We start from the raw sequence: 12330 nt of genomic DNA, 5'->3' as shown, positions 1-12330 counted from the left end.
CATGTTACCTGAGGTTACATGTCACTGTTACGCGGCGATTTTGCTCGATTTTTCGCTGGCTACGGCAGGCCCGGAAACAAAAAAGCCGGATCAATGAAGATCCGGCTGAGTTTGATTGGAAGTGCCTGTTAAGGCTAACCTCCAGAGGGGAACACTCGAGGGCGCTAATGGGAGGAGAACGCGCCCAGGAGATGATCTATATATGTGCTGTTCATGCCCAAGAAACAAGCATCTATTTTGCAACACACGCATGCAAAAAGGTACAGGCTGTGGTCTAACCCGTGTCTAGGGGCCATAGGACCACGAAAAGTTGCCAAATGAATAGCGCGACCGTGCTGTTGCCTTCGCAGAACCGCAAGTCGGGCTGATTCTCGCGCTCGCGGGCAAAAAGCCGAATGACGTTGAATCGGGCAGCAGGCGTTTATTTTTGCGGCAGCGGGATGGGAAGGGTCGGCCGGAAGAAGGGAGACCTGACATGCGGACACCTCAGGCGATCGCCGGCAGCGCGGTCTTCTTCATCGCCGCACCTTGTGTCGTCGCCCGGCTGGTGCCCTGGCTGCTGACGGACCGCTACCGTCTGCCGCTGTCGACGGTGCCCGGCTTCTTGCCGGCTGGCTCCCTCCTGATCGTCGCGGCCATCGCCCTGCTCGTCCATTCCTTTGCCCGCTTCGCGCTCGAAGGCCTGGGCACGCCGGCGCCTGTAGCACCCACCGAGAGACTGGTGATCGGCGGCGTCTACCGCCATGTCCGCAACCCGATGTACGTCGCCGTGCTGTCGATCATCCTCGGCCAGGCGTTGCTGTTTTCAAGCTGGAGCGTCGCTGCCTATGCCGCCATCGGCGCGATCGTCATGGGCTCTTTCGTCAGGTTCTATGAGGAGCCGACTCTCGCCCGCCGCTACGGTGGCGAATACGAGACCTACCGCCGCAATGTTCCCGGCTGGCTGCCACGGCTGACGCCTTGGCGGAGGTGACCAGCACCTCCCAAGGCCATGTTTAAAATGACCAGCTGCGCGCTTTGGCGATGATGAAGTCGCGGAAGACGTGCAGCTTGGCCTGGTTCTTCATTGCATCGGGATAGGCGAAATAGGTGTCGAAGGACGGCACCTCGGTCTCCGGCAAAAGCTGCACCAGATCCGATTCCTTGGAGATCACGTAGTCGGGCAGCATGGCGATGCCGGCGCCGCCCTGCACGGCGCGCTTGATCGACAAGATGTCGTTGATCTGCAGCGTCGGCACCCTTTGCCCACCGTCGAAATCGCCGATCGTTTCCAGCCAGTTCAGCTCCGACAGATGCGACGGCACCGGCACACCGAAAGTGACAATGCGATGGTTCTTCAGATCGGCGACCGAGGTCGGCTTGCCGTGCTTGCCGACATAGGACGGCGAGGCATAGAGGTGGAAATGCACGGTGAACAGGCGGCGCTGGATAAGGTCGGGCTGCTGCGGCTGGCGCAGCCGTATCGCGCAGTCGGCCTGACGCATGGTGAGGTCGAGTTCCTCATTGGCCAGGATCAGCTGCAGGCTGATTTCCGGATAGAGCTCGATGAATTCCTGCACCCGCTCGGTCAGCCAGCCGGCGCCGAGCCCGACGGTGGTCGTTACCCTCAGCACGCCGGAGGGCCGGTCCTTTGCCTCGGTCAGCTTCGACTTGATGGTCTCCAGCTTCATCAGCACGTCATGCGCCGTGCGGAACAGCATTTCGCCCTGCTCGGTCAGCACCAGGCCGCGGGCATGGCGATTGAAAAGCGGCACCCCGACGTCATGCTCGAGCGCGCTGACCTGGCGTGAAATCGCCGATTGCGACAGGTGCAAAGTCTCGGCGGCATGGGTAAACGACCCAGCCTCCGCCGCTGCGTGAAACACGCGAAGCTTGTCCCAGTCCAACGCCATTGAATTCCCCTCGTTCTGTTCTTGGCGTCTGAATGAAAAATCAGGCTTTTGAACGGCTTGCGACGCCGTCTTGATAGATATTATTCCGCCGCTTCGCGGTGCACCTCGATGCCGGCCAGGTATTTTTCCGCCTCGAGCGCGGCCATGCAGCCGAGCCCGGCGGCGGTCACCGCCTGACGGTAGATATCGTCGGTCACGTCACCGGCGGCGAACACGCCGGGAACGTCCGTGCGGGTCGAATTCGGCGCCGTCCACAGATAGCCGTTCGGCTTCTGCTTCAGCTTGCCGACAAACAATTCCACCGCCGGCGCATGGCCGATCGCCACGAAGACGCCGTCCACCTGGAGGTGGGTGACCTCACCGGTCACCGCATTTCTGAGCTTCAGCCCTTCGACCGAAGGCGGCAGCGGCGTCTTGCCGGGCCGGCCGGTGATCTCGTCGACGATCGTGTCCCAGATGACTCGGACATTGTCCTTTTTCAACAGCCGCTCACGCAGGATGCGCTCGGCGCGGAAATCGTTGCGCCGGTGGATGACGGTCACGCTCTTCGCCAGATTGGAGAGATAGAGCGCCTCCTCCACCGCCGAATTGCCGCCGCCGATGACAGCGACATCCTTGCCGCGATAGAAAAAACCATCGCAGGTGGCGCAGGCCGACACGCCGAAGCCCATGAAGGTCTGTTCGGTGGGGATGCCCAGCCATTTCGCCTGCGCGCCGGTGGCAATGATCAGCGCGTCGGCCGTGTAGGTGGTGCCGGAATCGCCCGTGGCGCGGAACGGCCGCACATTGAGGTCAACCTCGGTGATGATGTCGTTGATGATATCGGTGCCGACATGCTCGGCCTGCTTCAGCATCTGCTCCATCAGCCACGGGCCCTGGATCGGATCGGCGAAGCCCGGATAGTTTTCGACATCGGTGGTGATCATCAGCTGCCCGCCCTGCTGCAAGCCTGCTACGAGCATCGGCTTGAGCATGGCGCGCGCGGCGTATACTGCGGCGGTATAGCCGGCCGGGCCGGAACCGATGATAAGGACAGGCGCGTGCTTGGTGGTCATCTAAAGCCTCTGCGGGGCAGACAATCGAGTGTGCCTTGGAAAACGACGTGAAATGTTGCTGGTAATGTAAGGGTTGCCAACCACACCAGCAAGACGATCAGGCAGTCGTCCCCGGAAAGCTTCGGCCTACAGGCATATTCGCGCAATGGCCGCTTTCGTTACGGTTGCGAAATCGCCCGACCAAAGGGCTGGCATCGACACAAAAGTCGTTTAAGGACGAGAGCGCGAAAGATTCTTGCGCTAAGCCGAGACCGCCATGCCCCTGAAAGCCGACCTCGACGCCATCGACTGGAAGATTCTGCGCGAGCTTCAGGCCGACGGGCGCATGACCAATGTCGAACTGTCGAGCCGTGTCGGCATTTCCGCCCCGCCCTGCCTGCGCCGTGTCCGGCGGCTGGAGGAAAGCGGCATCATCAGAGGCTATCGCGCCTTGCTCAACGCGCCGGCGCTCGGCATGGATGTCGTCGCCTTCTGCCTGATCGGCCTGCATCACCAGGCCGACGCGGAACTCAAAACCTTCGCCGAGCGCACTCGCGGCTGGCCGATCGTGCGCGACGCCTGGATGGTCTCGGGCGAATCCGACTTCCTGCTGCATTGCGTGGCGAGTGATCTCGGCACCTTCCAGACCTTCGTCATCGAAGAACTGGCTTCGGCGCCGAATGTCGACACGGTGCGCACCGCGCTGACCATCCGCCGCGTCAAGGACGAAGGGCTGGTGGCGTTCAGCGCCCCATGATCGTCCTAGATTCGGGCGAGCGACTCGATAGCCCCCAAAAGCCATACCAGATCATCGGGGTTGCGCAGCGGCAGAACCTCGAAGCCCGGCTCATTACTTCCCTCGCCATCCACCAGCCAGCCGCGCGGCAGGCCGGCACGTTGTCCGGCCTGCATATCCGCGGGATTGTCGCCGACGATCAGCGAGCGTTTGAGATCGAGGCCGAGGCGCTGCCGGGCCTGTAGCAGCATGCCCGGATTGGGCTTGCGCATTGGATGGTCGGCGACCGCCAGTGGCCCGCTGCCCGCCTCGTGGTAGGCGCAGGCCAGAACCATGTCGACGAAGGCATCGCCGGCGGCAAGCAGCTTGAGAACCCGGCCGTTGACCGCGGCAAATTCCTTCCAGCCGAAATAGCCGCGCGCGATGCCGGACTGGTTGGTGACGATGACCACCGGGATGTTGCCCCGGTTGGCCGCCGCGATGACCGGCACGATGCCGTCGCGCAGCGCCATTTTGGCGGGATCGTCGGGATAACCCGTATCGACATTGATGGTGCCGTCGCGGTCGAGGAACAGCGCCGGCGCGTTGGCTGGAAACACCCGCGAACCGACTCGCTCGACCCACAGGCCGGGCGCAGCCAGCGGGTATGGACCGTAGGCCCCGGTGTCAGCCATTCGACAGACGGTCTTCCACCACCTCGCAGAGATAGTGGTAGAGGCAGAGATGTCCCTGCTGGATGATCGGCGTCGAGGTCGAGGGCACGTTGAGCAGTATGTCGGTGAGCGGCTTGAGTTTGCCACCGCTGTCGCCGGTGAGGCTGACCACCGTCATGCCCATCATCCGAGCCTGTTCGGCGGCAGCCAGAATGCTCGGCGAATTGCCGCTGGTCGAGATGGCAAGCAGCACGCCGCCGGGCGCGCCATGCGCCTCGACCTGGCGCGAAAACACCGTGTCGAAGCCGTAGTCGTTGCCCCAGGCGGTCAGCATCCCGGCGTTGGCCGGCAGCGCAATGACATTGTAGGCCTTGCGCTCCTTAAGAAAGCGGCCGACCAGTTCGGTGGCGATATGGATGGCGTCGCTGGCCGAGCCGCCATTGCCGCAGACCAGCAGCGCCTTGCCCGACGAGAGCGCCGATACCACAGCGCTCACGGCGCGTTCCATCTCGCTGGTCAGGTCGCGCTCAACCGTGGCGGTGATGGCGGCCGCCGAGCGGACAAGGTAATCGTTCAGTCCCGACATGAATTCCTCAGTTTGTAGTACCGGCGCGCAATTTGCCGATCGTGCCGGTGGTGCTCTTGCCGGCGACAAGGTCGACCAGGACGACGCGCCCGCCCGCCTTCTGCACCACATCGGCGCCGACAACGGTTTCGACCGTGTAGTCGGCGCCCTTGACCAGAATGTCGGGCAGAAGCGCCTCGATCAGCGCCAGCGGCGTATCCTCTTCGAACACCACGACCGCATCGACCGAGGCCAGGGCGGCGAGCACGCAGGCACGATCATGCTGATCGTTGACCGGGCGCCCGGCGCCTTTCAGCCGACGCACCGAGGCATCGCTGTTGAGGCCGAGCACCAGCCGGTCGCACTGGCTGCGCGCCGCGTGGAGAAGACTGACATGGCCGGCATGCAATATATCGAAGCAGCCATTGGTGAAGCCGACGCTCAGGCCCTCGTCCTTCCAAGCCGCCACCATGCGCGCGGCCGATGCGGCATCGAGGATGGCGTCCTTGTGGGCGGTGGGGCCGTGCGAGCGGAACAGCGCGCCGGTGAGTTCCTCCACGGTCAGCCGCGCGGTGCCGCGTTTGCCCACCACCACACCGCCGGCGGCATTGGCGATGGAGGCGGCCATGATGCGATCGGCGCCCGCGGCCAGAGCCAGCGCGAAGCTCGCGATGACCGTATCGCCGGCGCCCGAAACGTCGAACACTTCGCGCGCCTGGGTGGCGATGTGGCGCGCCTCATCCGCGCCGACGACGCTCATGCCCTTTTCGCTGCGGGTGGCGACGACGAAGTCGAAGCCATGTGCCGAAATCAGCTGGCGTGCCGCCGCGACGATCTCGTCGTCGGCGAAAACCGGGCGACCGACAGCTTCGCCAAGCTCCTTGCGGTTGGGCGTGATGGCGGTCGCGCCGGCATAGCGCGCATAGTCGCGGCCCTTGGGATCGACCAGCACCGGTTTTCCCGCCTCGCGGCAGATGGCGATCAGGTCGGCGGCGACGCCGTCGAGCAAGATGCCCTTGCCATAGTCGGACAAAATGACGATGTCGGCGCGCGTGAGTGCGGCGCGAAAATGCCGGACCAGGTCCGCCCGTTCCTTGTCGTCGAGCGGCTTGATCTCTTCCTCATCGAAGCGCAGCACCTGCTGATTGAGCGCGCTGAAGCGGCTCTTCGACGACGTCATGCGACCGCGCTCCTGCGCCATATCAGCCGTATCGGCGCCGAGTTCGCGCAGCATGCGCACCAGATTGTCGCCGGCCACATCGGTGCCGATCACCGATATGGGAATAGCGCTGGCACCCAGCGAGACGATGTTGGCGACAACGTTGCCTGCGCCGCCCATCGTCGAGGTCTCGCCGCGCCCGTGCAGCACCGGGATCGGCGCTTCCGGCGAGATGCGCTCGATGACGCCGTTGACGAAACGGTCGAGGATGAAGTCGCCGACCACCAGCACGGCAACGTCGCCAAAGCGGGCAATGGCGCGGTGCAAAGGTTCGGGCGAAGGCGGATTGTGCTTGATCATGTCACTGGCAATGCGAGGGAAAGGCCGACCTCAATCACGCTGAAAATTGTCAATTTACGGGCCGGATCGTTCATGGCGAAGCCGATATACCGCAAATCCGCGCAGCGCAACGTCAGGGCGGCCGTCAGCTCTTCTGCAACGCGACGTGGACGCCCAGTCCGACCAGCACCGCCCCGCCCGCCCTCTGCATGATGCGCTGCGCACGGCTGGAGCGCTTCAGCCGGGCGATCACCATGCCTGCCAGCAACACGCAGACAATATCTGCCGAAGAGAACATTAAATTGACGATGGTGCCCAGCACGACGAATTGCAGCCACACCGGGAAACCCGCCGAGGCATCGATGAACTGTGGCAGGAACGCCATGAAGAAGATCGCCGTCTTCGGATTGAGCACTTCGACGGTGATGCTCTCGAAAAATGCCCGGCGCGCCGATTTGCGCTCGATCGCCGGCAGCGCCGTGTCACCGTCCCCGCGCTTGCGGAACAAGGACACGCCAAGCCAGATCAGATAGAGCGCGCCGATGAGCTTGACCGCCATGTAGAGCGGCGGCACCGCATGGAAGAGCACCGACAGCCCGGCGGCAGCCGCAAAGACATGGAAATAACCGCCAAGATGGATGCCAAGTGCCGCCGTCAGCCCCGACCAGCGCCCGCGCGCCATGGTCTGCGCGGCGGCATAGAGCATCGCCGGTCCTGGAATATAGGCAAAGATCGCCGTGGTGGCGAAAAACGCAATGAGCAGTTCGGTCGACGGCATTTTTTGTCCCCTAGCTTGCGGGCCTCGAATAAAGCGGGCCGCTTCGCGGTCTCGCTGTGGCGTCGTGGTGCTTCATCGACAGTACGCTTGGCCTCCCTTATAAGGACCGGAATCGCAAGCAACCAGAGGCCTTCATGATCATCGTCACGGGCGGGGCCGGCATGATCGGCTCCAACATCGTCGCCGCACTCAATGCCGAAGGCCATGATGACATCCTCGTCGTCGACGACCTCACCGACGGCCACAAGATCGCCAACCTGGCCGATTTGCAGATAGCCGACTATCGCGACAAGGACGAATTCTTGGCCACCTTGGAAGCCGGCGACCTAGGCCGCGTCGAGGCCGTCTTCCACCAGGGCGCCTGCTCGACCACCACGGAATGGAACGGCAAGTTCATGATGGACGTGAACTACGCCTTCTCAAAGCGCTTGCTGCATGGCTGTCTTTCGCTGCGCATACCGTTCCTCTATGCCTCCTCGGCTTCCGTCTACGGCGGCGGTTCGGAGTTTCGCGAGGATCCCGCACTTGAGCGGCCGCTCAACGTCTACGCCTATTCGAAGAAACTATTCGACGACTATGTCAGGCGCACCGTGTTCGACACCGATCATTCGCAGGTCGCGGGCCTGCGCTACTTCAACGTCTATGGCCCGCGCGAGGCGCACAAGGGCGCCATGGCCTCGGTCGCCTTCCATCTGTTCAATCAGGTCGGGCGCGGCGAAAACCCAAAGCTGTTCGGCGCCCATGACGGCTTCGGCCCCGGCGAACAAAGCCGCGACTTCATTCACGTCGGCGATGTCGCCGACGTCAATCTGTGGCTGTGGAAGCGCGGCTCGAGCGGCATCTTCAACTGCGGCACCGGCCGCGCCCAGCCGTTCCGCGCCATTGCCGAGACCGTGATCGATACGCTGGGCCAGGGCGAGATCGAGTTCATCGAATTCCCCGATCACCTCAAGGGCAGCTACCAGAGTTTTACCCAGGCTGATATGTCCCGCTTGCGCGCAGCCGGCTATAATGGGCAATTCCGCAGCGTGGAAACCGGCGTCAGAGACTATGTCGAATGGCTGAAAGCCCAACGATCCTCGTGATCGGCCCACGCTGGGTGGGCGATATGGTCATGGCGCAGTGCCTGTTTTCAGCGCTGAAGGACGTCCATCCCAACGCCGCCATCGACGTGCTGGCCCCGGCCTGGGCGGCCCCGCTGGTCAAGCGCATGCCCGAGATTCGCCAGCAGATCGATTTCCCGCTGCAACCGGGCGCGCTCGAATTCACCATTCGCCGCCGCTTCGGCCGCCTGCTGCGCGGCCGCTACGACATGGCCTACGTCCTGCCGGGCAGCTGGAAATCGGCGCTGATCCCGTTCTTTGCCCGCATCCCCCGCCGCTTCGGCAATCTCCGGGAAATGCGCTACGGCCTGCTGACCGACATCGTGCCGCTGCCCGATGCCGTCAAACGGCGCACCGCGCAGGCCTATTTTGGCCTCGCCCAAGGCGGACATTTCCGGCCGCCGCGGCTCACCGTCGACGCCGGCAATCAGAAAGATCTGCTCGCTCGCTTCGCAGTGCAGCCGGGAAAATTCGTCGCCATGATGCCCGGCGCCGAATTCGGTCCGGCCAAACGCTGGCCTAGCGAAAGCTATGCCGGCCTCGCCGGAGAGATGATGGCGAAAGGATTCAAGGTCGCGTTGTTCGGCTCGAAGAACGATCGCGACGTCACCGCCGAGATCGCAGCACTCGCGCCCGGTGTCGTCGATCTGGCAGGAAAGACACGGCTGGAGGACGCCATCGACCTGATCGCCGCGGCCAGGCTGGCGGTGTCCAACGACAGCGGGCTGATGCATGTCGCGGCCGCCGTCGGCACGCCGGTCGTTGCCGTCTACGGTTCGACCTCGCCGGAAAACACGCCGCCGTTGGCTGAACAGCGCGAACTGATCTGGTTGCATCTGTCCTGTTCGCCCTGCCACCGGAAGGTCTGTCCGCTCGGCCACCTCAACTGCCTGAAGACGCTGGACGTTGCCCGAGTGGCAGCGGCGGCGGACAGGTTGCTGGAACTCCCGGCCGCCGCATGAAGGTGTTGATCGTCAAGACCTCCTCGATGGGCGACGTCATCCACACCTTCCCCGCCGTCGAAGATGCACGCCGCAAGCGCCCCGATATCGCCTTCGACTGGTGCGTCGAAGAGGCCTTTGCCGGCATCGTCGCGCTGCATCCGGCGATAGCAAAGATCCATACCGTCGCCATCCGGCGCTGGCGCAAGCATCTGTTCAACGCCGGCACATGGCGGGAGGCGACAAGCTTGCGCCGCGCTCTGCAAGCAGGCGAGTACGACCTCGTCATCGATGCGCAGGGGCTGCTGAAATCGGCCCTGGTTGCGAAACAGGCAGCGGCACCAATCGCAGGTTTCGACCGCGCAAGCGCGCGGGAGCCCTCGGCAACGTTGTTTTACCAGCGCAAATACGCCGTGCCGCGCAACCTGCACGCCATCGAACGCACGCGCCGGCTGTTCGGGCTGGCGCTCGGCTACGAGCCCGATCTTTCGGCGCTCGCATCCGGGATTGTGCCGCCTCCCGGCGGCCTGGCCGGCATTGACGGCAAGACGGCCTTCCTGCTGCACGGCACCAGCCGCGAGGACAAGAAATGGCCCGCCGAAGACTGGATCGAAACGGCTCGCCTGCTGGTTGGTAGCGGAATGACGCCGGTCACCACCTGGTCGAACGAGCGTGAGAAGGCGGTGGCCAAGGCGATCTCGAAAGCCGTGCCGTCAACGATCGTGGTGCCGAGATCGCCGCTGGCAGACATTGCCGCGATCCTTGGCCGCTCGACGCTGGTTATCGGCGCCGACACCGGTCTGACCCACCTCGCCAGCGCCTTCGGCCTGCCGACGGTCGCGGTGTTCCTGGCGACCGAGCCGGGTTTGACCGGCCCGCGCGGGCAATATGCCTCAACGTTGCTGGCCGCAGCGGGGGAGCGCCTCATGCCGGCACAGGTGGTGCCGGAAGCAGAAAAGCTATTAGCCCTTAAGCTCCAAGCTTCGGCATAGGACCTTCCAGCAATTCTGAGGTGCTAGATAAATTGCACCTGGACGATCTCATAACCCCTGGCGCCGCCGGGGGCGTTGACCTCGATGGCGTCGCCGACTTCCTTGCCGATCAGCGCGCGCGCGATCGGCGAGGAGATCGAAATACGGCCCGATTTCACATCCGCTTCCTGGTCGCCGACAATCTGGTAGGTCTTCTTTTCCTCGGTGTCCTCGTCGACCAGCACCACCGTGGCGCCGAACTTGACCTTGTCGCCGCTAAGCTTGGTGACGTCGATCACCTCGGCCCGAGCAATATAGTCTTCCAGTTCGTTGACACGGCCCTCATTGAGGCTCTGCGCCTCTTTGGCGGCATGATATTCGGCATTTTCGGACAGGTCGCCATGCGAGCGCGCTTCGGAGATCGCCTCGATGATACGCGGCCGCTCTTGCTGCTGGCGCCAGCGCAGTTCTTCCTTCAATGACGCGAACCCCTCGCCTGTCATCGGGACCTTGTTCATGATGCCTGACCTTTCCTGCCGCCACCCCCGCATTTCGGGGAAAGCCTTGTCGATGGGTATAAAAAGAAAACGGGTCCGGCAGCCTCGGGCTAACGGAACCGTTTCACCGCAATTTTCCCCAATATAGCGATCCTCGCGCGTTTTTCACGCTGAAAAAGCAGGCTTTTTGAAAAATCATGAGCCGACTTGCGCAATTGCCGTCACGGCATGTGCAGCGTGTTGCAGTTGCGACAACAAAAACCGGCTGCGATTGCTCGCAGCCGGCCCAGAGAAGCCGTTGGGGTGGGGTCAGCTTCTCATGAAATGGTAGATCTGTTCGGCCAGCATGCCGTATTCGCGCGAATCTTTGCCCGTCCGCTTCTCGATCTCGGCCAGCTGCGCCTGGGCGCCGACCAGATCGCCGATCTGCAGATGGGCCTCGCCGAGATATTCGCGCACCAGCGTGTAATCCGGGTTGATGCGGAGCGCTTCCTCGTAATAGCCGAGGCCGACGGTGACACGGCCGGAATGGCGATGCGAATAGCCGAGATAGTTGAGGATGCGCGGATCCTGCTTGTTGGCGGCAAGGCTGAGTACGGCGATTGCCTCATCATAACGCCCGGCCATGGCCAGGTCGTGACCAGCATCGTAGATGTTGTCGTCGTCCAGCATGCCGTACTTCGGCGCGACGCATTTCTGCTTTTTCTTGTCCCAGACCTGCCCCTTCTTGCACTGGGTGGTGGTCTCGGTACCACCGCCACCGCCGCCGGCCGCAAACACCGGAACCGCAAAGAACTGCAGCGCGACAACCGCCGCAGCCGCCTGGATCAACACTCTTTTATGCATCGAAGCCTCCTTGAGGGATAATGACGATCTTGAGGGAAAATGACGATAATGAAAAGCTAACGCCGGGATGCAGACTTTTCATCCCGGAAACCCGCAGCCGCCGAAACTATTTGTGCGGCCGTGCCTAACCTGAATTCCGTCAAGGCGGGAGCCAGGGATCAGAACATGACGTGACGCGCGCTGCAAATCAGCTATCATTCGGGAAGATCAGCGGGGGTACCCCGAGAGTGCAACAGCGCCGTGAGCGGGAATGGGAGCTATCTATCGGCCCGGACACCGTGCGCCTGTTCATTCTCAAGGCAAAGGGACTGAGTGCTGCCGTCAACGAAGACTATGCCGACGGTGCCGAGCATGAGGTCGAGCTCGATGGTGAATCACATGCCAATCACCACCATGACGGTCTGGCGGAGGAAAGCGCGGAAGACCTCACCGAGGAAGAGCTGCGCGAGCTGATCAACGACCTCAACGTCGACGAAGCGGCCGAGTTGATCGCGCTGGCCTGGGTCGGCCGCGGCGACTATGACGCAGCGGAATGGTCCGATGCGGTTGCCGCCGCGCGCGACCGCGCCAACAAGCGCACGGCGAAATACCTGCTCGGCATGCCGCTTTTGGCCGACTGGCTGGAAGAAGGGCTGGAAGCGATTGGCGCGTAACGACGTCGTTACCGTTCGTGATGGGCCGCAGGCAACCTCCGGGCGTTCGCGCCGTTGAGGACGATGGGGTCTGTTGTACTTTCCCGAACATGCAGGGTTGCACTAGTCATGGTCGTCACGGCTCTGCTGCTGACGCAAGCCGACGCCAAACAGCGCAAGAAGC

General features: G+C 63.0%; 14 protein-coding genes. 6 read left to right on the top strand and 8 right to left on the bottom strand.

The features are described from left to right. Window positions 1-475 precede the first annotated feature (475 nt). Window positions 476-973, top strand: coding sequence for an isoprenylcysteine carboxylmethyltransferase family protein (locus X750_RS143215; protein WP_023705867.1), 498 nt, complete (start codon window positions 476-478; stop codon window positions 971-973). Between the two features lie 22 nt (window positions 974-995). Here the strand turns inward: X750_RS143215 and X750_RS143220 are convergent, their stop codons facing one another. Then, on the bottom strand, window positions 996-1892 hold the full coding sequence (locus X750_RS143220; RefSeq protein WP_023671970.1) for a LysR family transcriptional regulator: 897 nt from the start codon (window positions 1890-1892) through the stop codon (window positions 996-998). 80 nt (window positions 1893-1972) lie between these two features. Continuing rightward, window positions 1973-2947: a thioredoxin-disulfide reductase gene (gene trxB, locus X750_RS143225; protein ID WP_023705868.1), complete on the bottom strand. Its 975-nt coding sequence runs from the start codon at window positions 2945-2947 to the stop codon at window positions 1973-1975. Window positions 2948-3203: 256 nt separating this feature from the next. Here trxB and X750_RS143230 point away from each other — a divergent pair, with 256 nt between their 5' ends. Further along, on the top strand, window positions 3204-3683 hold the full coding sequence (locus X750_RS143230) for an Lrp/AsnC family transcriptional regulator (protein ID WP_023705869.1): 480 nt from the start codon (window positions 3204-3206) through the stop codon (window positions 3681-3683). Between the two features lie 5 nt (window positions 3684-3688). Here X750_RS143230 and X750_RS143235 read toward each other — a convergent pair whose 3' ends face one another. The 4 genes from X750_RS143235 to X750_RS143250 form a co-directional block, all read right to left on the bottom strand. Further along, window positions 3689-4336: an HAD family hydrolase gene (locus X750_RS143235; protein ID WP_023748184.1), complete on the bottom strand. Its 648-nt coding sequence runs from the start codon at window positions 4334-4336 to the stop codon at window positions 3689-3691. Then, on the bottom strand, window positions 4329-4901 hold the full coding sequence (locus X750_RS143240) for an SIS domain-containing protein (protein WP_023748183.1): 573 nt from the start codon (window positions 4899-4901) through the stop codon (window positions 4329-4331). Before X750_RS143240 ends, X750_RS143235 begins: the two co-directional genes overlap by 8 nt. A gap of 7 nt (window positions 4902-4908) precedes the next feature. After that, on the bottom strand, window positions 4909-6399 hold the full coding sequence (gene rfaE1 / locus X750_RS143245; protein ID WP_023748182.1) for a D-glycero-beta-D-manno-heptose-7-phosphate kinase: 1491 nt from the start codon (window positions 6397-6399) through the stop codon (window positions 4909-4911). Between the two features lie 124 nt (window positions 6400-6523). Continuing rightward, window positions 6524-7156 (bottom strand): LysE family translocator, encoded by a 633-nt coding sequence (locus X750_RS143250; RefSeq protein ID WP_023671977.1) that lies wholly within the window; start codon window positions 7154-7156, stop codon window positions 6524-6526. A 134-nt stretch (window positions 7157-7290) separates the two neighbouring features. Here X750_RS143250 and rfaD point away from each other — a divergent pair, with 134 nt between their 5' ends. From rfaD to waaC, 3 genes are read left to right on the top strand one after another with little or no spacing between them, the layout of a single operon-like run. Then, window positions 7291-8241, top strand: coding sequence for an ADP-glyceromanno-heptose 6-epimerase (rfaD, locus tag X750_RS143255; RefSeq protein WP_023748181.1), 951 nt, complete (start codon window positions 7291-7293; stop codon window positions 8239-8241). Next, window positions 8214-9221, top strand: coding sequence for a lipopolysaccharide heptosyltransferase II (gene waaF, locus X750_RS143260; RefSeq protein ID WP_023695762.1), 1008 nt, complete (start codon window positions 8214-8216; stop codon window positions 9219-9221). Before rfaD ends, waaF begins: the two co-directional genes overlap by 28 nt. Continuing rightward, entirely contained in the window at window positions 9218-10192 is a 975-nt protein-coding gene (gene waaC, locus X750_RS143265; RefSeq protein WP_023683754.1) for a lipopolysaccharide heptosyltransferase I, read from the top strand. Before waaF ends, waaC begins: the two co-directional genes overlap by 4 nt. A gap of 23 nt (window positions 10193-10215) precedes the next feature. Here the strand turns inward: waaC and greA are convergent, their stop codons facing one another. Both greA and X750_RS143275 read right to left on the bottom strand, forming a co-directional pair. Further along, entirely contained in the window at window positions 10216-10689 is a 474-nt protein-coding gene (gene greA / locus X750_RS143270) for a transcription elongation factor GreA (protein WP_023683753.1), read from the bottom strand. A gap of 288 nt (window positions 10690-10977) precedes the next feature. Further along, window positions 10978-11514, bottom strand: a complete 537-nt coding sequence (locus X750_RS143275; RefSeq protein ID WP_023748180.1) for a tetratricopeptide repeat protein — start codon at window positions 11512-11514, stop codon at window positions 10978-10980. Between the two features lie 227 nt (window positions 11515-11741). Here X750_RS143275 and X750_RS143280 point away from each other — a divergent pair, with 227 nt between their 5' ends. After that, window positions 11742-12167 carry a DUF3775 domain-containing protein gene (locus X750_RS143280; protein WP_023683751.1) on the top strand — a complete coding sequence of 142 codons (426 nt, stop codon included), beginning with the start codon at window positions 11742-11744 and terminating at the stop codon, window positions 12165-12167. Window positions 12168-12330: the final 163 nt, after the last annotated feature.

This window comes from Mesorhizobium sp. LNJC391B00 (assembly GCF_000502535.1).
In the GTDB taxonomy this organism is placed as follows: domain Bacteria; phylum Pseudomonadota; class Alphaproteobacteria; order Rhizobiales; family Rhizobiaceae; genus Mesorhizobium.
The sequence above is the reverse complement of the archived record's forward strand: the minus strand, read 5'-3'. Positions and strand labels throughout refer to the sequence as shown.